Genomic DNA, 26,682 nt, shown 5'->3' with positions numbered 1-26,682 from the left:
ATGTTAATGAAATGCTTAAAGGATGTGATATATGCTTCGTCATACGGGAAGGAAGAGGAATTATAAGCATAATTTACGGTTGGCAGTGCTTTTGTGTTTTACTGCAGGAATGGTAAACGCAGCCGGTTTATTTGCATTCTCTGTGCTTACCACCAATGTAACAGGACATGCCGCATTACTGGCGCATAAGTTAGCAACAGGGGATCTGCAGGCAGCATGGATAATTGTATTATGGCTTTTACTTTTCCTTACAGGGGCCTTCTTTTCCAGCTTCTGCATCGGGAGGGTAGGACAAAACAAAAGGTTTGCCTATACACTGCCTATAATAATAGAGATCATAATTCTGTTACTGGTGGGCAGCTTTGGACATACCATTAATCAATCGGTCATCAAAACAGCGTATTTTGCCGGCAGCCTGTTATTTGCAATGGGAATGCAAAATGCTTTTGTTTCTACGGTATCAGGGTATGTTGTCAGAACCACTCATCTTACCGGCATGTTCACGGACCTGGGGATTGACCTGTATGCACTTATATCGGCGCCGCGTAAAAATATCGCCGTAATCAAAAGAAAGATCATCTTGCGGCTGGTGATTATTTTCTTTTTCCTGGCCGGAGGTATCGTTGGCGGGTATGCATTCCTGAGTTTGAAATATTACACCTTTTATTTACCGGCAGTCATATTGGTTATTGCCATGTTCTACGATGCTTTCCGGATAAGGCTAAGTAAGATGATAAACCGTATCAGGATCCGGCAAAGAAAGACCGTCCCCATTTCCGGTATTTTTATCTATTTGTGATTAGCAATTTTAATCAGCGTATTAATATCCTTCACTATAATTTTTCTGCCCTTTGTTTCCAAAATGCCCTTTTCCTTAAATTCAGTTAAGATCCTTATTACGTTTTCCCTGGCAGTGCCTACAAGGCTGGCCAGGTCCTCCCGGCTAATATTTATTTCTACGGGCGCACCTTCAACAGCATCTACTTTATGCTTTTCCCGGATAACAATTAATTGCAGCGCCAACCGTTCCCGTACCGTTTTTTGAGCGAACATGGTCAGGCTGTTTGCCAGTACGGCAAACTCATGGCTTAAAGTTTTAAGCAGCCTCTTGTTCAATGCCGGAGATTGATCCAGGGTCTTCAAAAAATCTTCTTTAGGAATAAAAGTAATAACGCTTTCTTCCATAACAGCAGCTGAATCCGGATAACGATCTCCCGAAAGAATAGCGTGATAACCGATAAGCTGCGCGGTATTTGCTAAATAAATTATCTGCTCCTTTCCATCCTTGTCTACCTTATATTTTTTTACCTTTCCCTTGTTGATAAAAAATATCCCTGATGGGTAAGTTCCTTCCCTGAAAAGAATATCATTTTTTTTATAAACATGCTCACTTTTATGGGCAGTCAGCAGCTCAAAGTCCTCCGGCCGCAGATCGGCAAAGATGGATTCACTCTTGAAATCCCACTTGTCTATAGGAAAAAGTCCTTTGATGCTCATAACAACTAAAATTAACATTTTAGAATTGAAAAAAGTCACTTTTCAAGGTGATAAAGTTTACTGTAAACGAATAGATTGCGAAATACCTTTGTAAATGAATTAAGAAAATTATGCAAGGAAAAATTTATTGTACCAGTGTATGTCATTAACAACACCCTCTTTATCCGGACATTTAAATAAATGGTTTGATTCCGATTTTAATTTTCATCATCTATATCCGCTTTACATACGGGAGCTCGCACAAAAGCATTGGACCCCTTTAAAAGTTGCTCAAAAGGCCTCGGATTTTCTGGCAGCCAAATCTGGCGCAAAAATATTGGATATAGGCAGCGGGCCCGGAAAATTTTGCCTGAGTGGCGCCTATTATAACCCGGCAGCCAACTTTTATGGAATTGAACAGCGGAATGACCTGGTATTTTATGCTACCACTGCAAAAGAAATGTTAGGGCTCAGCAATGTAACATTCATACATGCCAACCTACTTGAGCTTGATTTCAGAGAATATGATCATTTTTATTTTTTTAACTCCTTCTATGAGAACCTCCCGGGTACTCAAAAAATAGATAATAAACTTTCCTATTCCAGGTCCCTGTATAATAGTTATAACCGGTATTTATGTGATCAGCTGAAAAAAATGCCCGCAGGTACAAGGCTTGCTACCTACCATTGTTCAGAGGAAGAAGTCCCCGGTGGTTATCATTTGGTGGGTACTGAAATAGATCATTTGTTAAGTTTCTGGATTAAGGTATAAAATTAAGGAGCACAGACGTGCTCCTTCCAGAAAACTTTTGATTATGCGACACTATATCTAAGAGTTGGTTTTTGATCTGTTAAGTGTATAACAATCCGTTTATTTACCACGTTGCCTTTTAATAATCTCAGTATCCGGATCATAATAAACATAAAAGTTTAAATACACTATCCGGGACAAGCGCATGAGAACAGGCATAGACAGGGTAAGTATTATTCCATTAACAATAAGCCAGTGGTACACACTATTATCTTTCCATGTTATACCGAAGACCAACCAGTACCAGGTTAAATTAAATATGGAAAAAAGTACTGCCAATACATAGCTGACATACCCTGTACCGTACCAAAATCCGATTTCCAGTTCTGTTTGCTGTCCACATACCGGGCACTGTTCGTGCATGTCAAGAACATTCTTTAGCTGGTAGGGGTTATTTGCTTTAAATAATATTCCCATTCTGCACCGGGGACATTTACTCTTCAAAATGCTGGCAATAAAATTAGATTTACTCATCAGGATATTTTTCTTCTAGTCCTTAATTACATTCTTAACCGTCAATTTTCCTATGCAGATCAATGCAAACCGGTAGCAATTCCACCGGCTGTTACTGGATTCAAGCACTTGCAGATCTTGTATAGCAATGCCTAATTTGTCCATGCACCGTTGTATAATGAACCCATTTTTTTTCCTTTCTTCCATTTTCGTAACCGCTATTTGAATGATCCTTTCCACCTCTTTATCATCTTTTGCAACCTCAATTTGCTCAATGATAGTGGTCACGTATTCATCAGTGGTCATATTGAATGTATTTACTTTAACATTGATCTGTGAGAGATCTTAATCACTTCTTTATCCATGTTTTTAATAGAAGATCCGTTGAGACATCTACTATCTGGTAACTGGAAGGAATTTCATCTTCAAGGCTATGGAAGGTCGCCAGTCTTGTTCCGCTGGGTTTGGCATCCAATTCTTTAAACAGGTAACGGGAGTAATAGTTATACAAACCAGTGGAATACTCCATCTGATGATCCATCCTGCCATTACTATCTAAATTTTCAAAAAAAGCATTATAAAAATAAAAGTGATCATATTCTGCCAGGTCAACCTGTGTAAAGTTGCCATGAATAAAGCCGGCATTATTTGTTTTAGTATACTCTTTAGCTGCCTGTGCATAGTGGTGCAGCTCTCTTCTTTGTTCCACCCCGTAGAAAAGAACATCCGGAAAGTAATGTGCACCGATGAGGGCAAACTTCCCAACACCGCTGCCAATATCCAGGACCTTCTTTCCCGGTTCTGTTGCTAAAAACCGGGCAGCTTTTTTAGCCACGTCCACTGGGGTCCAATGCCGTTTTGAGAGTAGCTGTATCCGCTCGGGATACAACCAGTCAAATGCGGCATCGGTCGTGTACCAGGCAGATTTAACCAGGTTTTTTCCCATTTTAGTATTAATTAGCAACTTTGATATGTTAATTCTGATAGCGAGAAATAGTTGATATTCTCCTATGGCAAAGGTACCTTTGAGGAGGTCTGGTTTAACTGATACTTTTCAATTTAAAAGCTGCAAAAGATCACTTTTTATCAATTAGATCAATTATGAGTTTAGCAGGTCTGTTCCCAATTGATAAATGGAACTTCAAATCACAGTCCATCCTGAATAATTTGCCGGAAGACGAATACGGATACCTCTGCGCTAACATGTTAGAACAGAAGTATAATAAAGGAGAAGTAATATTCAGGGAGGGTGCGGTTGCTTCGGGGATCTTCTTTATAAAAAAGGGGAAGGTGAAAAAGTACCAGGTTGACCAGACAGGAAGAGAACAGATCATATATGTTGCCAATACCGGCGAGCTAATAGGATATCACGCTATTTTAGCAGATGAACGTTACCCGGATTCTGCTGCTACTTTAGAAGAATGCGTTATTGCATTCATTCCCAAAGAGGATTTTTTAAGCGCCATAGAAAAGTCTACCGTTTTACCACGCAGACTGCTAAAAACGCTCAGCCATGAATTTGCGGTATTAATAAATAGCATTTCTGTTGTTGCCCAGCGCTCCGTAAAGGAACGATTAGCGATCACGCTGATTGTATTACGTGAGAAATTCAAAGAAGGAACCGCAGCCGGAGAGGAGATCATGATCAATGTTTCCCGCAACGATCTGGCAAATATGGTAGGCACCGGCGATGAGAACATCGCCCGGTTTTTAACAGAATTTAAGCTCGCAGGCATTCTGCGTACGCAAGGGAGAAAGATCTGCATTACCGATGTAAAGAAATTGATCGAGATATCCGGGTATGGCACATCGGAATAAGTATATAAGTGTGCTGATGAATGTTAAGGTGGTTATACCTACAAATCACCCTATTTACCTCCTTTAGCAACCAGCAGCGCTTCCAGCTTTTGGCTCAGCGCTTCCCCGCGAAGGTTCTTACCTACGATCTTTCCACTTGGATCAATTAAAAAGTTTTGAGGAATAGACCTGATACGATATTGCCGGGCTGCACTGTTATCCCAGAACTTCAGATCTGAAACCTGTGTCCAACCCAGCCCATCTGCTTTAATAGCGGCCAGCCATGCATCTTTTTTACCCGGCCGGTCCAGCGATACACCCAGTACCGTAAAATTCTTATCCTTATAGGTATTGAATGCCTTCACTACATTAGGATTTTCTGCACGGCAAGGGCCGCACCAGGATGCCCAGAAGTCAACCAGCACATACTTGCCTCTGAAATCTGACAGCTTCACGGGTTTGTCATTCACATCAAGCTGGGTAAAGTCAGGCGCCATAGCCCCTATTGCAGTATGCCCTACTTCATCCATTAATTTAGCAAAGGCCTTTCCGTCCTTACTATTGCGCAACCTGGCGGAAAGCCCTTTGAAAAGAGGCCTTACTTTATCTAGATCCATATTATCACCTGCCACTGCTGTCAATGCTTCCAGGCTTAAATAGGAATCCGGATTTTTGCGGATGTATACATATTGAAGAGAATCCCTTCCCTGCAATGCTTTTTCCATTTTAGCCTGCAAGCTGCTCATAAATGCCGGATCTTTCTTTTTATCATCAGCAGCTGCGTTATATTCTGCCTCTATATTATCCATAACTTTTTCGGCAGGAGCCAGTACTGCCGCGTGGTACTTTACATATTCCGTATTGATCGCAGACCCTGTAATAACAGCTTGTTTAACCACATCATCCCCCTTAACCAGGATGTTACCTTTTTCAAGATACACGACCCGTACATCTGCAGTGCGGCCCAGGCTATTCAGGCCCTGGCCGGCGTGATCTATTACCAGGTCTGCTTTAACCGGGCTCTCAACGGTTCCTTTAAACAGGAAGGTGCCCTCCTTTACTGCAGCAGAATCCAGCGTCCGCTGCACATTCATTCCATAATCACGGACCAGGTAAGCCTTTGCCGGCGCTTTAGTATTTTTCAGTATTACGGTTAAATGATAGTTTCCGCTTTGCGCATAGCTCAATACAGGGGCCAGCGCCAATGCTGTTAATATCAGCTTATTCATTTTTTATTTTTATGTTGTTAATATCCAGGATTAGGTGCTATATGTGGGTTCAGTATAATGTCGTTTGGAGGTATGGGCCATAGCTGCTTATAGCTGCTCCAGCTGCCACCTTTTTGCGGCGCTACTACATTCATTACTCCATCTATCGTTCCGGTTCTTTTCAGATCAAAAAACCTGTTTCCGCATTCTGTGAATAATTCTGTTTGTCTTTCCTTAGCAATGGCAGCCAGCAAAGCCGGCTGAGTGCTGGCTGTTGTACCCGCAAGCCCGGCCCGTGTTCTTACTACATCCAGGTCTGCCTGTGCGCCGCTGATATTATTTTGCCGGGCGCGTGCTTCTGCCCGTACCAGGTACATATCCGCCAGTCTTAACACCACCTCCCTTTCAGCGCCATTAATTGATGATTTATATTTATTGGGAAAATAATAAGTAACAGCCGGGCTGGTAGCAGATGCCGTAATAGTGGTGGATCGTACCCAATTGCTGAAGCGGGCATCATTAGGCTCAAATGCGCTAAGCAGGAAATTGCTCATGGCCACCAAAACAGAGTAGGCGGTGGCAGGATCTTTAGGCGGTGTAAGCTCCGCCGGCATACCATTGTTATACAAGCCATATTCATATGCTTTTACATCGGAAATGGTTGCCAGGGCCCAGATGGTTTCTTTACTGTTTGCCAGGAAAACCTGGTCCGGCGTTAGCAGCTGATAGGCTGTATTATTGATAATGGAAGCTGCCTGCACTTCAGCACTGTCCCATTGCTGCGTATATAAATAAGCTTTTGCCAATAAAGCCGTTGCCGCAGCCTGGTTGGGCCTTACCCGGTCATTAGTGTTTGATCCATACCCATCTTTATAATTGCTGCTTAACAAACTTTGCGCGGTCTTAAGATCTGCAATAATTTGCCGGTAAACCTGGCTTTGTGGTGCCCGGCTTAATTGATTGTTAACCGTATAATCAGTAGTCAAAGCCAAAGGCACATCGCCGTAAAGATTAACCAGGTAATAATAAAGGAGCGCCCGCGTAAAAAGACTTTCCCCCAGCCACTGGTCTTTATAATATAACATGGCCGGCGTATTACGGATGCCTTCAATAGCGCCATTCACCACGTATATTTTGCTATACAGATCCGTCCAGTGAGTTACATTGTTTGCTTTAATAGCATTTGTATAAAGCGCCACTGCAAAAGCAGAGGTACTGATGTTTTGCAATTCATCTGTATAAAGCCCGGTGGTATAGGCCATGTTTGAGGCCCCTCCGCCTGAGAACGGGCCGGAACTATTTAAGCTGAAAAAGCTACCCGTTACAATGGCCGATACTGCATTATCTGAAGTAAAAGCATCTTTACCTGCAATAGTGCCTGCAGGCAATTGTGTATTCTCCAGGTATTTTTCGCAGCTCATTAACAGCGTTAAGGAGCATGCAATCAGGGCAATGATCGTATATTTTCTGGTGTTGAGCTTCATTTTAAAATGCTTTAAAGTGTAATATTTGCGCCTGCGGTGAATATGCGCATGGGCGGTATGGTACCTGCATCCAAATTTTCAGGGTCTACGCCGCCATACCTGGAGATGGTCCATAAATTCTGGCCCTGCAGGTAAACCGTTACATCCCGTAAATGAAATCTCCGCAAGGATTCAGATTTGAAACGGTAGTTGATACTTACATTCTGCAACCTGGCATAAGAGGCATCACTATAGGCGCCTGTGCTTTGATTGAAAATGTCCTGTCTGAAATAATTGTCAAGTATGTTAGTGCTTACCTTAGGTATATCAGTTACATCACCCGGTTTTTGCCAGCGGCGTAACCATTCCACCCCGCCATTCATCCCTGCAAATCCAAATGTGTATCCACTCTGGCCCAGGAAATTTTTGCCCAGTCTTTTGGTAAAAACGAAAGAAAAATCCAGGGCCCATTGTTTATAATGGATCGAGTTTTGAAAGCCGCCGTAATATTTAGGAGCCAGGTCTGTAAATTCGGTTTTATCTGCATCCACCAAACCGGAATTATAATCATCCGTAGTGCCTTTAGCGTTAGTAAAGCTGTAGTAGCCTGTTTGCGGGTTTACGCCGTTATATTTATACAACAGGGTGCCGGTAACCGGCTTGCCCACTATATAAGCGCTGCTCAGGTTCCTGTGAGTGGGCAGCTTTATCAGCTTGCTGGTTGGAATAGATATATTAAATCTGGTTGTCCATGTAAGATCTTCCGTTCTTATGTTGCTGGTGTTTAAAGCCAGCTCCCATCCGCTGGTGCGTATAACGGCATCTGAATTTATGGAGTACCCGCTAAAGCCGGTTACGGTTGACAGGGATTGGTTGATCAATTGATTAGAGGCTATATTCCAGTAATAGTTTGCCTCTGCATAAATCCTGTCATGTAAAAAACCTAATTCCAAACCTATTTCTGAGTTCTTGTTCCTTTCCCAGCTCAGTAAAGGATTTGCCAGTGATGTGGTGGTAAGTCCTGTTTTCCCCTGGTAAGTACCGCCAAATGAGCTATAGGTGCTTAAGTAAGAATAGTCCGGAATGGCATCTCCTCCGATAATACCGGTACTGCCCCTTAATTTCCCATAGCTTATAAAGGGAAGGTTATTCTTTATAGCTTTTTCTTCACTGAATATCCATGCAGCAGCAACGGAGCCAAAGTTGCCGAATTTCTTCCCTGATCCGAATTTCGTAGAGCCGTCCCTTCTGCCGTTAAGGTTAAGGATATATTTTTGGTCCCATACGAATTTAATAACCGTATGAAAGCCCAAAGACCTGTATGGTGTTTGACTGTAAGTGGAGGTAACCGTTGTACCGGCTGCCGGGTTATTGAGCAGGGCGTCTGTTGCAAAGCCTACTCCATGGATCTCCACTTTATTGTTTAATTTATTATCTATCATGCCGCCGGCTTTAACACCCAGGTCGCCTTTTCCCCACAGGGTGGTGTTATACTCCGCATAAGGAGAAACCGTTAGGGTGCGCACCTCAAAAGTATTTACCAGGCTATGTGTTTCAGCAGCAGCATTTGCATAGGAAGGCGCTTTTGTGGTGGTGGGGTATCCCATAAATTCCCGGCCACTTACATTATTGTATCCCAATATGGCGCGTAAGGTTAGCTGCTTAATGGGTTTGTAGGTAAGCGTACCGTTGGCCAGTAAATTATTGGTAACGTTCTTATATTGCTTGTTAATATCGTCTGCCAGGTCATTGGAGCCGGTTTCCCAGTTTATGCTGCCATCCGGCAAAAAGATAGGCGGCGCATTGGGAGCTGCAAAAACAACGCTGGATGAAAAATCAGTAGGCACCATGTCACTGGAGGAAGAAAGATAGGTGCCGGAAAGCGCAAAGCTAAGCCTATTGTTAGGTGTATTGGTATTCAAAGAAAATCTTAATGAGCCATCTTTGAAGGATCCTTTATGCCGCTGAATATTACCATTGCTCCTTAAGCTGCCGCTGATCAGGTAACTGGTATTTTGTGTGCCGCCGCCATAGGAAAGGTTTGCGTTGGTGGTTTGCGCGTAATTGCCCAGTAACTGCTTTTTAAAATCGTTATAACGGTCTTCGGGCCATGTACCATTAAGGTCTTTATCAAATGCAGAAACAGTAGCGCCATCATTTTTCAGCGCTTCCCGCCGCAACATTAAGTAATCCTGTGTGTGCATTAGTTTTGGCGAGGTACCCAATACGGATACTCCGGTATAAATATTGGCATTGATAGTAGGCGCTCCTGGTTTGGCTTTCTTTGTGGTGATCAGTATTACCCCGTATGCGCCGGATGAGCCGTATAAGGCAGTAGCATCTGCATCTTTTAAAACGCTGATGCTTTCAATATCATTCGGGTTCAGGTAATTCAGCCCGCTGCCGCCTTTTAAAAAATCAGCAGTGCCATAAGAGGTGTTGGTTGACATGGGCAGGGTACCGCCGGGATAGATCACCCCATCCACCACGATCAAAGGCTGCGGCGCTGCTGAAGCAAAGTTGGCGGAGCCCCTTAGCCGGAGGCTGAATGCACCACCCGGCTGCCCGGTAGCCTGCTGAATAAACAGGCCCGGCACCTTTCCCTGTATAGCTTCAAATACATTGTTAACCGGGTTCTTTGCAATTTCTTCCGCAGTTACGGTGGTTACATCACCGGGGTTCAGCCTTTTGGTAGTGGTGCCATAAGCAATTACCACCGTTTCATCCAGCTTATTAATGTCACGGTTCAGCTGTGCAACAATGCTGTTACCCTTAACCGTTATTTCTTTCCGCTCGTAACCGATAGAGCTGATCACCAGAAGGGCATTCCGCTTTACATTCTTAAGTATGAAAATGCCTTCTTCATTTGTAGTGGTACCGCCGGAGGTTCCCTTTACTGTTATGGTAGCGCCAATCACCGGCATACCACTGGCATCTGTTACCTTACCGATAGTAGTAATGGTAGTATCTCTGGCAGCAGGCGCAGATTGATCTGCGTTAGGTACTGCTGCTTTTTTACTGATAACAATAGTTTTTCTTTCAATCGAATATTCCAGCGGCTGACATTTTAAAATGGCCGATAAGAAATCCTTCACCGGCATATCCTTTACGGCAAGCGTAACCGGTTTGGTTTGGCTCAAAAGCGCATAGTTGCAGAAAATCAGGTACCCGGTTTGTTCTTCTATTACCGGGAATATTTTCTCCAGCGGAACCTTCTTTCCGGAAAAGCTGATGTTTTGAGAAAATCCTGCTGCGCTTACATGCAGCGCACCTATAAGTAATAACATAGCAGATAGCTTCATTACCCTGCTTATTTTGGTTGATAGCAATACTGTGCCCCCTGCGTGTTGGCACAACGCATAAAAATTCATACTTTCGATTTTGGGTGATCAGATAATAATTCTACATGACGATCCTGGTTGCCTTTTTTAAAACCGGTAATGCTGGTACATTACCGGTTTTTTCTCAGGTATAGGAATAGTGGTTGGTTGATTTTTAAGTAATGAATGATATTATTGACTTACAATTATTTTCCTCCCCTCCATCCTGAAACGGACCCCGCTCTTTTCCAATATGCTCAGCACCTCTGACAAGTTCAATTCCCTTTGCATCTTACCCAGGAATTCCTGGTCAGGGATCTTCCCTTCATACACTACTTCCACATCATACCAACGGGAGAGCTGCCGCATTACCACCGGTAATCCGGCCCGGTTAAACTGGAAAACACCATTTTTCCAGGCTACTGCTTCCTGCACATTTACGCTGTGCAGCACCTTTATTTCATTGCCGGCAGCAACAACCGCCTGCTCACCGGGGCGCAGCACCTGGCCGGAACTGTTTTGGGACACCCTTACGGAACCTTCCAGCAGCGTGGTTCTGATGGCTTGCTCATCGCTATAGGCCATGATATTGAAATGTGTACCTAACACTTCTACTACCATGTTATTCACCTTCACTCTGAAAGGCACTTTTTTATTATCAGACCGGGACAGGGACTGTACTTCAAAATATGCTTCGCCTGTAAGCTCCACCAAACGGCCGGTATCTGAAAAAACGGTAGGATAGCGGAGCGAGGATGCAGCATTCAGCCATACTTTACTGCCATCCGGCAGTACCAGCTGGTATTGGCCGCCACGGGGCGTAGCAAGCGTATTCATACTATAGCCCACTAATGCTGCAGCACCTTGTACATGGTATTGCAATTGCCCGTTCTGCTGACGGATAACCGTTGTTCCCTGTTGTATCACCTGCTTACCGGCACTGTCCAGTGTAACAGTAGCGCCATTTGCCAGTGTAAGCAGCGCTTTGCTGCTTCCCGGCCCAACATCATTTACCATTGGAGCTACTACTGCCTGCTGCGGGGAATGCTGCAGCCAGCGGTAAGTAATGGCGCTAAATACCAACAGTAATATTGCAGCAGCGGCATACCAGCGCTTGTTCCTGGTCAAAGAACGCAATAATGGCGTACGATCTCCCGTGGCTGTTCCGGCCTGTGAGGCAGCTTCCGGGAACAGCGTTGCTACCATCTTTTGTCTTGCCTGTTCCGTATCAATAGCGGCCATGCCGGCTATATCCGACTGCAATGATTGCTCATTGGCCAATCGCTCCAACAGCTTGCTGTGATCAAGCGATTCAGCCAGCCAGGCCTGCAGCGCTGCCTGCTCCCCGGCAGAGAGCTCCTCTTTCAGCTGCTTTACAATCAGCGCGGCAATATTATAATTGGCTTCCTTCATACAGGCATTTGATCCTAAGATTTAAATATAGAACGCAGGGGTGTAGCCTTTGTCAAAAAAAGGCAGCCCTTTTTTTCAATAATTTTTAAAGAGCTGCTTTAACAGCTCCGGCAGCAGAATATTTACCAGGATGGGATATTTATTCAGCAAGGCTATTTTTAGCAGGGATACCGCCCGCGAACGTTGTGAGGTAACATTAGACACCGAAATATTTAATTTCCCCGCTATTTCCTGTGTAGAGAGGCCCTCTTTATAAGTTAACAGCATTACCTGCTTACATTTCTTTGGCAGCTTTTCAATTTCCAGGAAAATAGCGCCGATCACCTCCGCATGAATACTTTCCAGGTCGCCCGGAGATGCCGGCAGCTCCAGGTTCTGATCTTCCAAAGGGATCTGTATGGCCGCTTTACTCCTGCGCCTTAGCGCATCAATAGCTGCATTGCGGGAAGTAATATAGAGAAAGGACCTTATTTTATTAATGGCGTCAAAATTCTCCCGGTTCATCCACAATTTGGTGAATGATTCCGTAACAATGTCTTCTGCTTCTTCTTTAGACGGGGAAAACCGCTGCACAAAAAATACAAGCCGGGCATACCATTCATTAAATATTGCCTCAAAGGCCGCCTGTTCACCGGCAGCGAACTGGTGGAGTAAATGCTCCTCATTATGAAAACCAGTGTTTAACAATCTGCGGGTCTGCTTTCCGGTTAAATAATTGAATAAAAATAAGGGAAAGTGTATGGAATTAAAAGAAAGCCGCTATTTCCCGGCATAAAAAGCTGGTAATAATTGGAATAACATTTATCCGGCAGGGAGAAAGGCTGATCCGGGAATTAAGGTAAAATGGGACGCTCATTAAACATTAATAGAAACAGCCATGTTTAAATGCCGCTTTACAGCAAATTATTAGTGTCATGCATACAATTATAATTATTTACTGTATATTTAGTATAAGATAATGCCATCCACTGTTCTACTCGAAGATTCCCGTTACGAAAGAACGCCCGTTATGAGTGAAAAAAGTACTATAGCTGATCTGCAGCAGAAAATAGCTCTATATGAGGACATGAATGCATACAGGCAATTGTATGAGCTCCTTAACGAGCGGCTTTTCTGGTTTGTTTTTTCATTTGTAAAGTCTAAAGAAGCAGCCGAGGAAATAGTTTCAGACGTTTTTATCAAATTGTGGAAGATCCGGGATGAACTCCCGTCCATCAGGAATTTACAGGTGTTCCTCTATGTAATTGCCCGTAACTACTCCCTGAACTATATTATTAAAGAATACAAATACCCGCACGTTAGCCTGGACGAGATCCAGCTGGATGTAAGCACCCCCATTAACCCGGAGGAGCTATATATTTCCACTGAAATGTCCGGAAAGATCAATAAGGCTATCGCTGAGCTGCCTGCCCAGTGCAGGCTGATCTTCCGCATGGTAAGGGAAGATGGCCTGAAACACAAGGAAGTAGCCGATATTCTGAACCTCTCAAAAACCACCATACGCAACCAGCTGGTGATAGCGGTGCGTAAAATAGCCCAGGCCATCCGCCCACATTTGGAACCTGTTGCAGCCAAACAGCGATATGGGCAATAACCACCCCTCTCCCACTTCAAAAAAAAATTTCTTTTCCCTTTGGTACCTCCCTCTTTTTTTATTGTCCTATTGACACATGTTCCATAATAATGAAGGACGAAAAAATCTGGGAACTCATTGTTTTAAAATTATCAGGAGAAGCCACCCCCGATCAGGAAGCAGAACTGGAAGAAGCGCTGAAACAGCGTCCTGACCTTGCATTGCAGGCAGGCATGCTGGAAGGCATATGGAGTAGCAGGCAGGAAAGAGAGCAGCCGGATACCGCAAACAGCTTTAACAGGCATCTGCAGCGGCTAAGCAATCACCTGTCAGATGGAACGCTGAAATATGATACGGAGGCCCGTACCACACAACGCACGTTCTCCCTGCGGGCCATCCTGCCGGCAGCCATTGCCGCCTGCCTGGCACTGGGGATCATCATTGTATTGCTTCCCGCCAGGAAGGAGAAAATGCCGGTAGCCGCTGCACAGAACGAGATATGGACAAAGAAAGGCTCCCGGTCAAAGTTAACGTTGCCGGACGGCACGGAAGTATGGCTCAACGCCAGCAGCAAAGTCACCTATGGCAATGATTTCAACGGCGACACCCGGAAAGTGACACTGGAAGGAGAGGCCTTTTTTGAAGTGACCAAACGCAATGGCATTCCATTCATTATCCATACGGATATGGTGGATGTAAAAGTACTGGGAACAACTTTGAATGTGCGTGCTTACGCCGATGAAAAGATCACGGAAACAGCATTGATCAGTGGAGCGGTGGAGATCGTACTGCAAAGGAACCCGGAGAAAAAGATCATCCTCCGGCCGGATGAGAAGCTGGTAGTAAGGAACGATACGGCTACTCTTACAAAGCCGGAGCCCATGCTGCTGCTTACGCAGGTGCATTACCTGGATAAGAAACAGCAAAACCCGCCGGCGGAAGCGCTATGGATGAAGAACAAGCTGGTGTTTGACAGCGAAACCCTGCAGCAGATCGCCCTGAAGCTGGAGCGCTGGTACGATGTAAAGGTGATCATACAGGATAAGCAGCTGGAAGATGTGCAATACAGCGGCATTTTTGAGAATGAAGATATTTCAGAAGTACTATATGCCTTACAGCTAACAGGCAATTTTCATTATTCTATTCGTAAAAAAGTAGTCACAATAGGGTTGTAGAAAGGTCCCATACCAGGCTTGTTAGAGATATATAAATTCCATTTTTTCACCAAAAACTGATACCACATGAAAGCAGTTCCAACCTGACCTTCTCCATATTTGTCATAAAAATGGGAGAATGCTGACACATTCTCCCAGCTACGTAAAAGACAGATAAAGCTCACTGGCGGTGAGCCATTTCATCTTAAACCTAAACATTGCTAAAGTATGAAAAATATCCCAGAGCGCCTGTCGTGGAAGACGGGCAGCCTGACTATTAAATACGTATTGATGACGAAGCTTACCATCATACTGCTCCTGGGATTTATGATCCCGGCATTTGGCACCACCTACGGCCAGAAAAACATCAACCTGAACCTGGATCACGTTTCAATGAAAAGCGCGCTGAAAGCCATTGAAGAACAGGGCTTTTACCGCTTTGTGTATAAGAACCGCCTGCTCCCGGAAGATAAAAAGGTATCTGTGAATGTACGGAATGCCTCTCTGCGGGAAGTATTAAGCATCATACTGGGTAATACATCCCTTACCTATAACGAAGTAAGCGATAAGCTGGTAGTGATCCTGGGCGCAGATCAGCCAACAGACAGCGCTGTAATTGCAACAACCGTTGCAGGGAAGATAGTAGACAAAGATGGCCACCCCCTGATTGGCGTAAGCATACAGGAAAAAGGCACTAATAACGGCACCATTTCCGGGGAGGACGGAAATTTTTCACTGACTGTTACTAATAATAACGCCGTATTGGTAGTAAGGCTGGTAGGATTTGAAACAAAAGAAATTCCTGCAAGCAGCAATACCCGGCTTAATATTGTATTGGAGGCATCCAATAAGGCATTGCAGGAGGTAGTGGTGATCGGTTATGGTACACAGCGGAAGGCCGATATCACCAGCGCCGTTGCCACCGTGAAATCGGAAAACTTTGTGAAAGGCTCCGTGGTGGACGCCGGCCAGCTGCTGCAGGGCAAGGTGGCAGGGCTGTCCATATCGGCTCCCAGCGGAGATCCCACCAGCAGCACACAGATCCTGCTCAGGGGCAATACCACCCTGCTGGGCGCTAATGCCAATCCATTGGTGCTGATAGACGGAGTACCCGGGGATATGAAAACCGTGGCGCCTGAAGATATACAGTCCATTGATGTGCTGAAGGACGGCTCCGCAGCCGCTATCTACGGCATCAGGGGCACTAACGGCGTGATCCTCATCACCACGCGCAGGGCCAGCGGCAACAACATCAATACGGTGGAATACAGCAGCTTTATAAGCACAGAAACAATTGCCCGCAAACCGGAAATGCTCACCGCAGACGACTATCACAGGCAAATTGCTGCAGGCACCCGGGATGCCAACTGGGATTATGGCGGATCCACCGACTGGATAAAAGCTATTTCCCGTACGCCCGTTTCCCATGTACACAACCTTACATACCGGGGCGGCAACTCCCAAACCAATTACCTGCTGAATGTGAACTACCGTGCTATGCAGGGCATTTTCCAGAAATCAGACGACCAGGTATTCAGAGGCCGCATAGACATTAATCACAGCATGCTGGACGATAAGCTGAAGTTCAATTTCGGCCTTATCAGCTCCCAGGAGAAATATACCACCACCGGCGACGGCTCCAGCTTCAACGGCTTTACCTGGCGGCAGGCCATGTGGCAGAACCCTACACAGCCCATTCGTGACAGTGCCGGCAACTGGTTTGAAAAATCATCGCTGTTTGAATATGAGAACCCACTGGCACGCCTGTATGAAAGCGATGGACGGAACACGGAACAGCGCACCCGCTATAATGGCAACATCACCTTTACGCCGGTAGCAGGCCTGCGGCTGAATGCCCTGTTCTCCTATTCCAAATACAACCAGTCAAGAGGATACGCTGAAACCAAACGGCATATTTCCACCCTGCGCGATGGCCGTAACGGCTATGCATCCACAGGCGCAGAAGAAGGTGTTGACAGGCTGATGGAGCTAACGGCAGAATACAGCAAAACCTTGCTCGAGCACAGGTTCACCATACTGGGTGGTTACAGCTACCAGGAAAGTGATTTCAGTGAGAACTGGATGCAGAACTGGGATTTTCCAACAGACATTTTCAGCTACAATAACATTGGCAGCGGCAATGCAATAAAAGAAGGGCTGGCGCCGGAATACAGCTCCCGGACTGAAACCAACCTGATAGGCTTTTTTGGCCGGGTTACCTACAGCTATAAAGACCGCTACCTGCTGCTGGGCAGCCTGCGGCGCGAAGCAGCCAGCCAGCTCTATGGCGCAAAGAAACCCTGGGGTAACTTTCCCGCGATCTCTGTAGGATGGCGCATCAACAGGGAACCTTTTATGCAAGGGCTGGAGTTCTTCGATGATCTGAAATTAAGGGCCGGTTACGGCGTAACGGGAACAGCGCCTTCAGCACTCTTCCTGGGCGCAGCTACGCTTTCCTATGGCGATTATTACCTGCTGAATGGTAACTGGGTAAGATCCCTGACCCCGGCACAAAATCCTAATCCGAACCTGAAGTGGGAAGAGAAAAAAGAAACCAACATAGGTCTGGATTTCTCTATGCTGAAAGGAAGGATCAGCGGCTCCGTAGACTATTATGTACGCAATATTGACGGACTGCTGTGGGAATACCAGGTGCCCAGCCCTCCCAACCAGTATCCCTCCACTACCGCCAATGTAGGCGTAATGCAGAACAAGGGCGTGGAAGTACAGCTGAATTTCATACCCGTGCAGAAAAAGGATTTTGAGTGGAGCACCACCATTAACTATAATACCAACAGCAACAAGCTGGTAAAGCTTTCCAACGACCTGTATAAGCTCAGCGTGAACTACTTTACGGAAGGCGCTGCAGGCGTACCTATACAAACGCATACGCACCTGGTGGAGATCGGCAAGGAGATCGGCAATTTCCATGGTTACAAGGTGGTTGATATTTCTGAAGACGGTAAATGGATCTATGAAGGCAAGGACGGCAAACCGGTTCCCTATGACCAGTTCAACCGCGGGTTTGAGGATAAGAAGGTTATTGGCAACGGCGTTCCAAGGTTCCATGCAGCCTGGAACAACACGTTCAGGTATAAGCACTTTGACCTGAATATCACCATGCGCGGATCATTCAAATTCCAGATCATCAACTCACAGCGCATGTATTATGAGAACACCGGCTACCAGCAATATAACCGCCTGAAATCTGCATATGACAAGATCTACGGTAAAGCGGTGCTGAACAGCAACCTGCCGCTGGAATTCAACAGCTATTATGTAGAGAACGGCGATTTCTGGAAGGTTGACAATATTGCGCTGGGATATAATTTTCCCACAACAGGCATCAAATACATACACTCCATAAGAGTATATGTATCCTCACGCAATACTTTCATGATCACAGGATATAAGGGCATAGACCCTGAAGTGACCTGGACAGGCCTGGCGCCGGGCAATGACGGCCGTGAGAAATATCCGACCACGCGTGCATTTACTGTTGGTGTTAACGTAAACTTTTAACCGATGAACAAAAGAGATCATTCAATCATAGCCATTGCTTTTCTATGCCTGCTGCCGGCTTTTTCCTGCACCAAGCTGAAAGACAAAAATTATAACCAGGTAATAGTAGACCAGTTCAAGCCTACCGAAAAGGACCTTGAACCGCTGATTGCCGCAGCATACATACCCTGGCGCAAACTGTTCAACCTGTGGCAAAGCTATTTCTGGGCACAGGAGCTTTCAGGTGATGAATTGCTGATACCCAAAAGACCCTGGGGCTGGGTGGACGATGGAGGATACCGCAGGTTCCATTATCACAAGTGGACCTCAGAGGACGCCATCCCGGTTAACTGCTGGACCAGGACCTATGAAGGCATTAATAATTGCAACCGGGTAATTGAACAAATATCATCCGGTGTGATCCCGGTAGCAGATGGCAAAGAAAATGTGCTGGCCGAGCTGAGAGTATTAAGAGCCTCTTACTACTGGGTGCTTTGCGATATGTTCGGGAATGTGCCCGTTGTTACTGATTTTACAGTGCCTGACGGCTTTCTGCCGAAACAGAGCACGCGCAAAGAGGTATATGATTTTATTGTGAAAGAGATCACGGATAATCTTTCATTGCTCAGCACAAAAAGCGACCAGTCAACCTACGGGCGGTTTAACCAATGGGCTGCACGCGCCTTACTGGCCAAAGTGTACCTGAATGCAGAAGTTTACTCAGGCACCGCGCAATGGGCAAAGTGCCTGGAGCAGTGCAACGCAGTAATAGATTCCAAGTTGTATAGCCTGGAAATGAACCAGAAAAATGTGTTCATCACCAATAACGAAGATTCAAAAGAGATCATTTTCCCCCTGCCGTTCGATGACAAATATGTAACGGACTGGAATGCGTTTGATCATCATATGCAAACGCTGCCACAGGAATGCCAGGCCACCTTTAACCTGCAATTCTCGCCCTGGGGCGGTATTTGCGCGGTGCCGCAGTTCATTAATACTTTTGACCCGCAGGACAGCCGGCTTACGGATAACTGGATCAAGGGGCAGCAGTATTCATCCGCCGGCGCCGTGCTGATAGTACAGAACGGAAGGTTCACCGGGCAGCCGCTGAACCTGATCAATGTAGTGCCGGCCATTGATACCAGTGAGGCGATACATGGTTACCGGCTGGGAAAGTTTGAAATAAAGAAAGGCGCCTCCAACCGTTTGAGCAACGATTTTCCCCTGATCAGGTATGCGGATGTTATTTTGATGAAAGCTGAATGCCTGTTACGTACAGGTAATGCCGGGGAAGCGGCGGTAGCAGTTACAATGGTGCGGGAAAGGGCTTTCCGCGATAACCCTGCAAAAGCGATAGTAACCGCGGCAGACCTGCAAAAAGGAAGCAGCTATGATTATGGACTGCGCGATGTACATGCCACCACCAATGAAGGCGGTGCAGACATACAGTTTGGCCGCTTGCTGGATGAGCTGGGATGGGAGTTCTTTGAAGAATGCCATCGCCGGCAGGATATGATCCGCTTTAAAGTTTTTGCAAAAAAATCATGGTTATCTCATTCACCTAACGGGAGCTATAGGGAACTGTTCCCCATCCCCCAATCAGAGAAGAATAAGAATGGAAATCTAAAACAGAACGACGGGTATTAAGCATTAGACCGGTGGGAAAATAGAAGTTAAGCCGTCTCCTTTGGGGGCGGCTTACTTATTTAATGGAGCGCCCTATTTTCAACGCACATATATCCGGACTGATGGCAATGCCTTCAGATTGTGGCCTGCTGGCGCAATGGTTCCTATAGTGAAAAGCCTTTTCAAGCCTGCCTAAAAAAAAATTCCTGAATATTTCTTTACTTTACTATACGTATGAAACCAGTTATCCTGACCAAAGCACAAGCCAGAAAAATCATCCTCCACGCGGCAGGACTCTCTCAACAGGCGCAGTTTGGAAAGGGCCGTGAGGCGGTCTACAAGCTCATTGACCATCTAGGTTTTATTCAGCTCGATACAAATTATACCGTTGAGCGAGCGCATCACCACAGCATTGCAGCACGGGTGCCTGACTATAAGCTGGAATGGCTTGATGAACTGCAGGCGGATGGAAGGATCTTTGAATTCTTCACCTCCGACTCAGGGTATATGCCCATGCATAATTTTCGTTATTCATTGCCTGTGAAGCAAAGCTTTTTAGATAACAGGCCACCATTGCCACAGCCCGAGATCAATCTCATGAACAAGGTGCTGGACAGGATTGCACGCGAAGGCCCGCTGATGGTAAAGGATTTTGAAAATGACCGTCCGCTGCCAAGTGAAGGCTGGTGGGATTGGCGGCCCTCCAAGGTAGCACTCGAACGCCTGTACCTGGATGGAAGACTAATGACTACCCGGACAAAGGGCTTCCAGAAAGTATATGATCTGCCCATAAATTTAATTCCGGATGATGTGGATACCACCCTGCCAACACCAGTTGAATTTGCAAGGCATGTTATTCTGCGTGATTTGAAAGCTCTTGGTATTGCCTACGCAAAAGAACTAGCCTGGCGTGCACGTCGCGTGAAAAATAATTTAGTGAAAAAGGAGCTGGAAAAGCTGGTGGATGAGGGTGCAGTTTGTAAAGTTGAGATCGAAGGCCTGAAAAGCGCGCCCCTCTATATGTTACCTGCTTATAAAACCAAAAAGATCCAGCTGTCCGGGGAGGCATTCATTCTTTCACCCTTCGATGTATTAAATGTTTTCAGGCATCGTTTAAGGGATTTTTTTGATTTCGACTACCAGATAGAATGCTTTGTTCCCGAGGCAAAACGGAAATACGGGTATTTTTCATTGCCTGTATTGGTGGGTGATACTTTTGTAGCCAGAATGGATTCAAAGGCCGACCGGAAACAAAAGACATTAATCATTCACAATCTTCACTTTGAACCGCTGAAGTTAAGCAACCCGATGATCACTCAGATCATTGATGCTATTAAAACATTTGCCAAATTCAACCAGTGCCGGGATATTACCATTACAAAATCAAATAACAAGCAGTATCTGAAAGCTATAAAAGATGGGCTGGCAAAACTTATTGAGCGCTGATCCCTGCCATTTTGGGTAAAACCCTACAGAAATGGCATGTTTTCTTGCGGCGCCCAAAATAACTGCTGCGGTTTACATGACCCAGCCCTCCCTGCAGTGGCGGTTCCAGCGGCTTTAACGGGAACAGCCTGGTATTCGGCACACCATTTGGGCTATAGTATTTACCTTATACCCGTATTATCTCTAATACCTTCTAAAACATTCCATATGTTCCTTCTGATAGTAGGCTTTATTATTTTGATCGCCGCCGGAGCTATTACCCGAAGCGATGAAAGATTAAGACGTTTGAAGACTCCTGTTCGTGCAGTAGGCGCCGTGATAATGCTGACCGGCATATTGATGTCCTGTATCAAACAGATCGATGCCGGACAAATCGGTGTTAAAAAGCTGTTCGGAAAGGTGCAGAGGGATGTGATGGGTAGCGGACTGCATTTTATTAACCCTTTGCTGGAAGTAGAAAAGCTCGATATCAAAACCCAGAATTATACCATGAGCGGTGTGCGCGATGAAGGGACCAAAAGCGGTGATGATGCCATCAAGGTATTGACAGCCGATGGATTGGAAGTAACCATTGATCTTTCTGTTTTATACCGGGTGATCACCAACGATGCTCCAATGTTGCTGCAGGAAACAGGTACAGATTATGAGGACAAGATCGTTCGCCCGATTACCAGGACAAGGATACGCGACAATGCCGTGTATTATGATGCAGTAGCACTGTATTCCACCAAGCGCGATGAATTTCAGCAACGCATATTCAAAAATATAGAAGCTGATTTTAAAAAGCGCGGACTCTTGCTGGAGAATCTGTTGGTGAGAAATATTACACTCCCACAATCCGTACGGGCAACCATTGAACAAAAGATCAATGCCGAACAGGATGCACAGAAAATGCAATTCGTTTTGCAGAAAGAAAAACAGGAGGCGGAGCGGAAACGGGTGGAGGCACAGGGTATAGCAGATTATCAGCGCATCATCAGTGAGAGTTTAACAGATAGGCAGCTGCAATATGAAAGTATAAAAGCTCAATTGGAAATAGCAAAATCCCAGAATGCAAAAGTGATCATTATGGGTAAAGGCAATACGCCCGTGATCCTGGATAGCAAGACGCCGTAAAATTTATCTCATAGCTGTATGAGATCTATTTCCCGAACTCATCTTCGTAGACCATCTTATTTTTACCATTCTTCAGCTTCACATAATCTATTCCGCCCGTGCCGGTAAAATGATACGCCAGTCCCATTATCTTACCAAAATCCTTTTTAAAGCGGATGGTACGTACCGGCTGGCCATCCAGGCTAATGGTTGCCTGTTTATTTACCACCTGGATCTGTACCTGCTGCCATTTGTACAGATCGCGGCCAAATGAGGAAAGGTCGTTTTGTATACCATCCTCGTATACCTCTCCCATTTTAATATTGCTGTTCCGCTCACATCCTTTTCTGATCATACTTACGAAGAAAATATCTCCTTCACAGATAACAACCAGTCTAAGCCCTGGGCACGCATTCATATTTGTGCTGTCCAGCATTACCCTTGTATCCAGCGAAAAATTATCGCTGTAGGTATCCTCAAATTCCCGGATATTAAAATAGCTCAGGGTAAGATCTTTATTTATATCCATATGGGCAGCAGTAAGCGCATTCCTGGAAATGTGCAACGCGCCGTCTTTTATGGCACCATCTTTTGGAAGGTAGACCGGTATACTATCCTGGAATGAATGATGGGCCAGCGGCAACCATCCGTCTGTTGTAATATGTACTTTAAAACGTTTCAGGATGGAATCGTTGGCGATGAGCTTAGCCCTGTGAAACCCCGGGTAATAATAAATAGCAGAATAGTAATGCTTTCCGGGATCAATCTGTACGCGCTCCCGCTCATTCCAGGATTGCTGGAAAAAGAAGCTGTCTGCCACCACATTACTTACATCGTAATTAAAAACAATGGTGCTGGGTACCCCCTGTGCAACCGTTTTATTACCGGTAAAAGTAACCGGGCCTTTCACCAGGGGTTTTATGCTGGCGGGCTGGCCTGATCGGAAAGCGATCAACCAGGAAAACACGATCAATGCAGCTATCACAGGCAATATCATCCACCGATTTAAGCGCCGGGTACGTTTTTCAGCTACCGGGGCAGCTGGAAGAGGAGCTTGTCTTAACCGGAACTCCTGCCAGTCCTTATACCCGAGAACCGAAACCAATGCCTGCAGGGTGGATGGATGCGGCACCTGGTCATAGTCTTTTTTCCATAGCCGTTTTAATGTGGAAAGACTGAGCCTGATGCCGGACTTTTCTTCAATGCTATCGGCAAGGCATTCCAGATCCCGTTGACGCAGCGTTCCATTATCCGGCACAAGGCGTAACTGTTCCGCGATCAATTGCTTGCAGAGCGCTATATATTCCTTTTCCGTGAGGCTCATGCAGTTAAATTACAGCTTAAAGCGGATTTGAACAATAAATGACCGCTAAATGAACGCTGAATGAACCTGGGTTCTTTTCATCTCTTTGTTTATTGCGCATGGATCAGATAAAACAAACTGTATGAAAAAAACCTATTTATCAGCTTGCATGCTGTTGTTATGCTGCGGCTTCGCAACCGGCCAAACCGTTAAAGTACCCTTTACATCAGACCAGTGGATAAGCCGGCAGGCGGATATGGTTCAGGAAACCTATATGGGCAGGGAAAGCATCTTCCTGAAAGCCGGGGACATTTATTTAAAAGATGTGGGTTTCCTGGATGGTACCATTGAATACGATATCAATTTCCCGAAGGAGCGGAACTTTCCCGGCTGCTATTTCAGGATGCAGGATACCGCTGAACTTGAAATTTTTTACGTTCGCCCCCATCAATCCGGCAATCCTGATGCAACACAGTACACCCCGTTCTTTAATGGGGAAGCCGGCTGGCAATTGTATCATGGGAAAGGGTATTCAGAGGCATTCGATCTTAAATTTGATTTCTGGCATCATGTCAAAATTGATGTACATGGCCTGCAGGCGGAAATTTATATCGATGACATGCAAACTCCTTTGATGAAGGTTACAGAATTAAAGCGGGCGCCCAAAGCAGGCGGTATAGGGTTAAGTTCCGGCGGAGCGCCTGTTCATTATGCCAACCTGCAATATACCCTGCGGCCAGCAGTGGCTTCTTCTCCGGCTCCGATCCCTGCCAATGGAACAGGTGGCCTTATTACCCGCTGGCAGGTATCCAATGTAGTCAGCAGCAGCCTGTTTGAGAAAAAATATCAGCTCACGCCCGCCATTAAACAAGGGCTTACCTGGACCACGCAACAAACAGAGCCTTCCGGCATTATTAACTTTTCAAGATTCGGCAGGTTAACGAAAACTGAGAATGCGGTCGTAGCCAGGATTAGTATTGAGTCGGGCCTGGAACAAACAAAAACACTGTCCTTTGGATTCAGTGATTTTGTAACGGTTTATCTCAATGGCCAGGCTTTATATGCCGGTGCAGATCCTTTTATGTCCAGGGATTACCGGTTCTTAGGCTCTATTGGTTTTTTCGATAAGGTTTTTCTTCCGCTGAAGAAAGGCACCAATGAGCTTTGGTTCGTGGTAGCTGAAAACTTTGGCGGATGGGGTTTGCAGGCGAAGTTTGACGACATGGAGAAGATCTCGCTGAAATAAAACAAATAGCCGTCCTTCTTTGGGGACGGCTATGTTAGTATTTTGGATAGTATTTTTCAACTACTACTAATGGTAATAGCATCACCCACGCGAATGGTCCCGCGGCCCTGATACAACAGGTTCTGACCGAAAAGGATCTTATTGTCTTTCATACGGTAAGTGCTGAGTGTTTTCAACGGTTCTTTTGTTTTTACAGCAGTTTGCTGATCGATGGTGGTCATGACACAGCGTGCGCAGAGTTTAACACCCCAAAACCGGATATCGCCAATACCAAATTGTTGCATATCATCTTCCTGGAACGGGAGCCCCCCAGTAAATACTATATTGGGTCTGAAACGGTTCATAGGTAAAGGAGATGCCAAGCGGCTGTTCAGGTCATCAAGGGAAGCCTGACCGATCATCAATAAAGGATACCCGTCAGAAAAGCTGGTGATCTCTTTATTGTTTGCATAACGCTCATCTACGTGCCGGTGGCTGCTATCCGGCATATGCACCAGCCTGCATGAGATCTCCAGCTGTTCACTAAACCAGGCATCTGCTTTTGCACTTACCCATTGGGCGGGACACTCATCGTCCCATACAGTAACCATGGTAGTTTCAGTGGTTAAAGGCTGAAGCGGGATCGGGTAAAAAAAATCCGGCTTATGTATATTTATAACCACCAGGTAATCGTCGTGGAGCTCTACATGTAAGCAAGCCATGAGCGGCACTTCACGTTGCGAAAGAAAACGGTTGTTCTCATCTACCAGCATCCACCTTCGGTCATATTCAAAACCGCGATCGGTCAGGGAAGCCGCAGGTAATGCAATTCCTCCTAATGATTTAACAGGATAAATATATAGTTCGCTAACTGCCAGCATAGATACTAAGATACGGAAGGTGTCTCATTCATCCAGCTTAGCTGTTACCATTTTTATCACTTTCAGCTTATCAATGATCAGGAGCAGGATAAATATAACCATTACAAGTACCAGTAATGAGCACATTAACACCGCGTAATATTTAATCGTCCACTCCAGGGCTACTTTAAGCCGTTTGGCAAAACTTACTTTCTTCTCCGGGGCGCCTTCATAGAGTGAAAGCCGGACGGTACAGAATTCATTCTCCGTATCAAAATTGCCTAGTTCAACGCCCAGTTCCTGCATTTGGGTTTCTATTTCCAGGATCTTCTCATGCAATTTAATATAATCGCCAATGGCTCCTCCCCTGGATCTCAGCTCATTTAACGAAGCCAGGTTCTTTTCAAGAGAGGCTTTCTTTGCGTTCAGCTGCCGGTATTCATTTGTTTTGTCAACCTTTGTGATCTCTGTTGATTTTACCTGGCCTATATGCTGGATCTGCTCATAGAAGCTGTCAAACTTCTCAGGGTTAATGCCGATCAGCAGCTGAATTTGGCGGTTTCCCTTATTACCGGTGTTCTGCTCATACTGGATCACACCTTCAAAACTGGTTGTAATTTTTTTGATAGTATCTATGTCCTTTTCAAATTGTGAGGTCTTTGATCTGACCGTAGCTGTTTTCTCATATTTCTGAGAGAACGTGGCATTGGCCTGTGGCGCTACATCCTGCTTTAGCAGCTGTTTTTCAGAAGCGTAGTTCTTTCTTAAATTCGCTACACTGCTGAAGAAATCACTGGTATACTCCCCCCCTTGCGCCGCGTCTGTCACAACGTAACCGTAGACCAGCCGGAATACCAGCATCAGGAGAAATAACACACCGAACCATTTTCCGGATTTCCAAAAGCGTTGTCTGAATGTTTGTTTCATAAGTTTTTAGGATCAGTTTTATTTATTATTT

General features: G+C 45.4%; 22 protein-coding genes. 10 read left to right on the top strand and 12 right to left on the bottom strand.

Annotation, left to right across the window (positions count from 1 at the left end):
- Positions 1-31: 31 nt before the first annotated feature.
- Positions 32-799: a YoaK family protein gene (locus BMZ54_RS23320; RefSeq protein ID WP_089917958.1), complete on the top strand. Its 768-nt coding sequence runs from the start codon at positions 32-34 to the stop codon at positions 797-799.
- Here BMZ54_RS23320 and BMZ54_RS23315 read toward each other — a convergent pair.
- Positions 790-1,536 carry a Crp/Fnr family transcriptional regulator gene (locus tag BMZ54_RS23315; protein ID WP_238386659.1) on the bottom strand — a complete coding sequence of 249 codons (747 nt, stop codon included), beginning with the start codon at positions 1,534-1,536 and terminating at the stop codon, positions 790-792. The two genes, BMZ54_RS23320 and BMZ54_RS23315, sit on opposite strands and share 10 nt — an antisense overlap.
- A 100-nt stretch (positions 1,537-1,636) precedes the next feature.
- On the opposite strand from BMZ54_RS23315, the gene BMZ54_RS23310 reads away from it, so the two are divergent.
- A complete protein-coding gene (locus tag BMZ54_RS23310) occupies positions 1,637-2,248 on the top strand; it encodes a methyltransferase domain-containing protein (RefSeq protein ID WP_089917954.1) in 612 nt (203 codons plus the stop codon).
- A gap of 99 nt (positions 2,249-2,347) precedes the next feature.
- Here BMZ54_RS23310 and BMZ54_RS23305 read toward each other — a convergent pair whose 3' ends face one another.
- Genes BMZ54_RS23305 through BMZ54_RS23295 form a run of 3 tightly spaced genes read right to left on the bottom strand, consistent with a single transcriptional unit; the run spans position 2,348 to position 3,686 of the window.
- A complete protein-coding gene (locus tag BMZ54_RS23305) occupies positions 2,348-2,761 on the bottom strand; it encodes a DUF983 domain-containing protein (RefSeq protein ID WP_238386658.1) in 414 nt (137 codons plus the stop codon).
- Positions 2,762-2,776: 15 nt separating this feature from the next.
- The gene (locus tag BMZ54_RS23300; RefSeq protein WP_089917950.1) at positions 2,777-3,046 is read right to left on the bottom strand and encodes a hypothetical protein; all 270 of its coding nucleotides are present in this window, start codon (positions 3,044-3,046) and stop codon (positions 2,777-2,779) included.
- A gap of 43 nt (positions 3,047-3,089) precedes the next feature.
- A complete protein-coding gene (locus BMZ54_RS23295) occupies positions 3,090-3,686 on the bottom strand; it encodes a protein-L-isoaspartate O-methyltransferase family protein (RefSeq protein ID WP_089917948.1) in 597 nt (198 codons plus the stop codon).
- Positions 3,687-3,841: 155 nt separating this feature from the next.
- Here BMZ54_RS23295 and BMZ54_RS23290 point away from each other — a divergent pair, with 155 nt between their 5' ends.
- Positions 3,842-4,558, top strand: a complete 717-nt coding sequence (locus BMZ54_RS23290; protein ID WP_089917947.1) for a Crp/Fnr family transcriptional regulator — start codon at positions 3,842-3,844, stop codon at positions 4,556-4,558.
- Between the two features lie 50 nt (positions 4,559-4,608).
- Here BMZ54_RS23290 and BMZ54_RS23285 read toward each other — a convergent pair whose 3' ends face one another.
- From BMZ54_RS23285 to BMZ54_RS23265, 5 genes are all read right to left on the bottom strand, one after another.
- On the bottom strand, positions 4,609-5,766 hold the full coding sequence (locus BMZ54_RS23285; RefSeq protein WP_089917945.1) for a TlpA disulfide reductase family protein: 1,158 nt from the start codon (positions 5,764-5,766) through the stop codon (positions 4,609-4,611).
- A 17-nt stretch (positions 5,767-5,783) separates the two neighbouring features.
- Positions 5,784-7,229 (bottom strand): RagB/SusD family nutrient uptake outer membrane protein, encoded by a 1,446-nt coding sequence (locus BMZ54_RS23280; protein WP_089917943.1) that lies wholly within the window; start codon positions 7,227-7,229, stop codon positions 5,784-5,786.
- An 11-nt stretch (positions 7,230-7,240) separates the two neighbouring features.
- Positions 7,241-10,495, bottom strand: coding sequence for a SusC/RagA family TonB-linked outer membrane protein (locus BMZ54_RS23275; RefSeq protein WP_162277652.1), 3,255 nt, complete (start codon positions 10,493-10,495; stop codon positions 7,241-7,243).
- 225 nt (positions 10,496-10,720) lie between these two features.
- On the bottom strand, positions 10,721-11,941 hold the full coding sequence (locus BMZ54_RS23270) for a FecR family protein (RefSeq protein WP_089917940.1): 1,221 nt from the start codon (positions 11,939-11,941) through the stop codon (positions 10,721-10,723).
- A 75-nt stretch (positions 11,942-12,016) separates the two neighbouring features.
- Entirely contained in the window at positions 12,017-12,628 is a 612-nt protein-coding gene (locus tag BMZ54_RS23265; RefSeq protein WP_162277651.1) for an RNA polymerase sigma factor, read from the bottom strand.
- 271 nt (positions 12,629-12,899) lie between these two features.
- Here BMZ54_RS23265 and BMZ54_RS23260 point away from each other — a divergent pair, with 271 nt between their 5' ends.
- From BMZ54_RS23260 to BMZ54_RS23235, 6 genes are all read left to right on the top strand, one after another.
- A complete protein-coding gene (locus BMZ54_RS23260) occupies positions 12,900-13,535 on the top strand; it encodes an RNA polymerase sigma-70 factor (protein WP_089917937.1) in 636 nt (211 codons plus the stop codon).
- Between the two features lie 89 nt (positions 13,536-13,624).
- Entirely contained in the window at positions 13,625-14,689 is a 1,065-nt protein-coding gene (locus BMZ54_RS23255) for a FecR family protein (RefSeq protein ID WP_089917935.1), read from the top strand.
- A 207-nt stretch (positions 14,690-14,896) separates the two neighbouring features.
- Positions 14,897-18,190, top strand: a complete 3,294-nt coding sequence (locus BMZ54_RS23250; RefSeq protein WP_089917933.1) for a SusC/RagA family TonB-linked outer membrane protein — start codon at positions 14,897-14,899, stop codon at positions 18,188-18,190.
- Positions 18,191-18,193: 3 nt separating this feature from the next.
- Positions 18,194-19,816: a RagB/SusD family nutrient uptake outer membrane protein gene (locus BMZ54_RS23245; RefSeq protein ID WP_089917932.1), complete on the top strand. Its 1,623-nt coding sequence runs from the start codon at positions 18,194-18,196 to the stop codon at positions 19,814-19,816.
- 213 nt (positions 19,817-20,029) lie between these two features.
- Positions 20,030-21,241 carry a winged helix-turn-helix domain-containing protein gene (locus tag BMZ54_RS23240; RefSeq protein WP_089917930.1) on the top strand — a complete coding sequence of 404 codons (1,212 nt, stop codon included), beginning with the start codon at positions 20,030-20,032 and terminating at the stop codon, positions 21,239-21,241.
- A 207-nt stretch (positions 21,242-21,448) separates the two neighbouring features.
- Positions 21,449-22,357 carry a prohibitin family protein gene (locus BMZ54_RS23235; protein ID WP_089917929.1) on the top strand — a complete coding sequence of 303 codons (909 nt, stop codon included), beginning with the start codon at positions 21,449-21,451 and terminating at the stop codon, positions 22,355-22,357.
- Between the two features lie 25 nt (positions 22,358-22,382).
- On the opposite strand, the gene BMZ54_RS23230 is transcribed toward BMZ54_RS23235, so the two are convergent.
- Entirely contained in the window at positions 22,383-23,660 is a 1,278-nt protein-coding gene (locus BMZ54_RS23230) for a hypothetical protein (RefSeq protein WP_089917927.1), read from the bottom strand.
- A gap of 121 nt (positions 23,661-23,781) precedes the next feature.
- Between BMZ54_RS23230 and BMZ54_RS23225 the strand changes: the two genes are divergently transcribed.
- Positions 23,782-24,885, top strand: a complete 1,104-nt coding sequence (locus BMZ54_RS23225; protein ID WP_089917926.1) for a LamG domain-containing protein — start codon at positions 23,782-23,784, stop codon at positions 24,883-24,885.
- A gap of 56 nt (positions 24,886-24,941) precedes the next feature.
- Here BMZ54_RS23225 and BMZ54_RS23220 read toward each other — a convergent pair whose 3' ends face one another.
- Positions 24,942-25,745, bottom strand: a complete 804-nt coding sequence (locus BMZ54_RS23220; protein WP_202909335.1) for an MOSC domain-containing protein — start codon at positions 25,743-25,745, stop codon at positions 24,942-24,944.
- Between the two features lie 24 nt (positions 25,746-25,769).
- Positions 25,770-26,651, bottom strand: coding sequence for a DUF4349 domain-containing protein (locus BMZ54_RS23215; protein ID WP_089917924.1), 882 nt, complete (start codon positions 26,649-26,651; stop codon positions 25,770-25,772).
- Between the last annotated feature and the right edge of the window lie 31 nt (positions 26,652-26,682).

Source organism: Chitinophaga rupis (assembly GCF_900109685.1).
GTDB classification, from domain to species: Bacteria; Bacteroidota; Bacteroidia; order Chitinophagales; family Chitinophagaceae; genus Chitinophaga; species Chitinophaga rupis.
The sequence above is the reverse complement of the archived record's forward strand: the minus strand, read 5'-3'. Positions and strand labels throughout refer to the sequence as shown.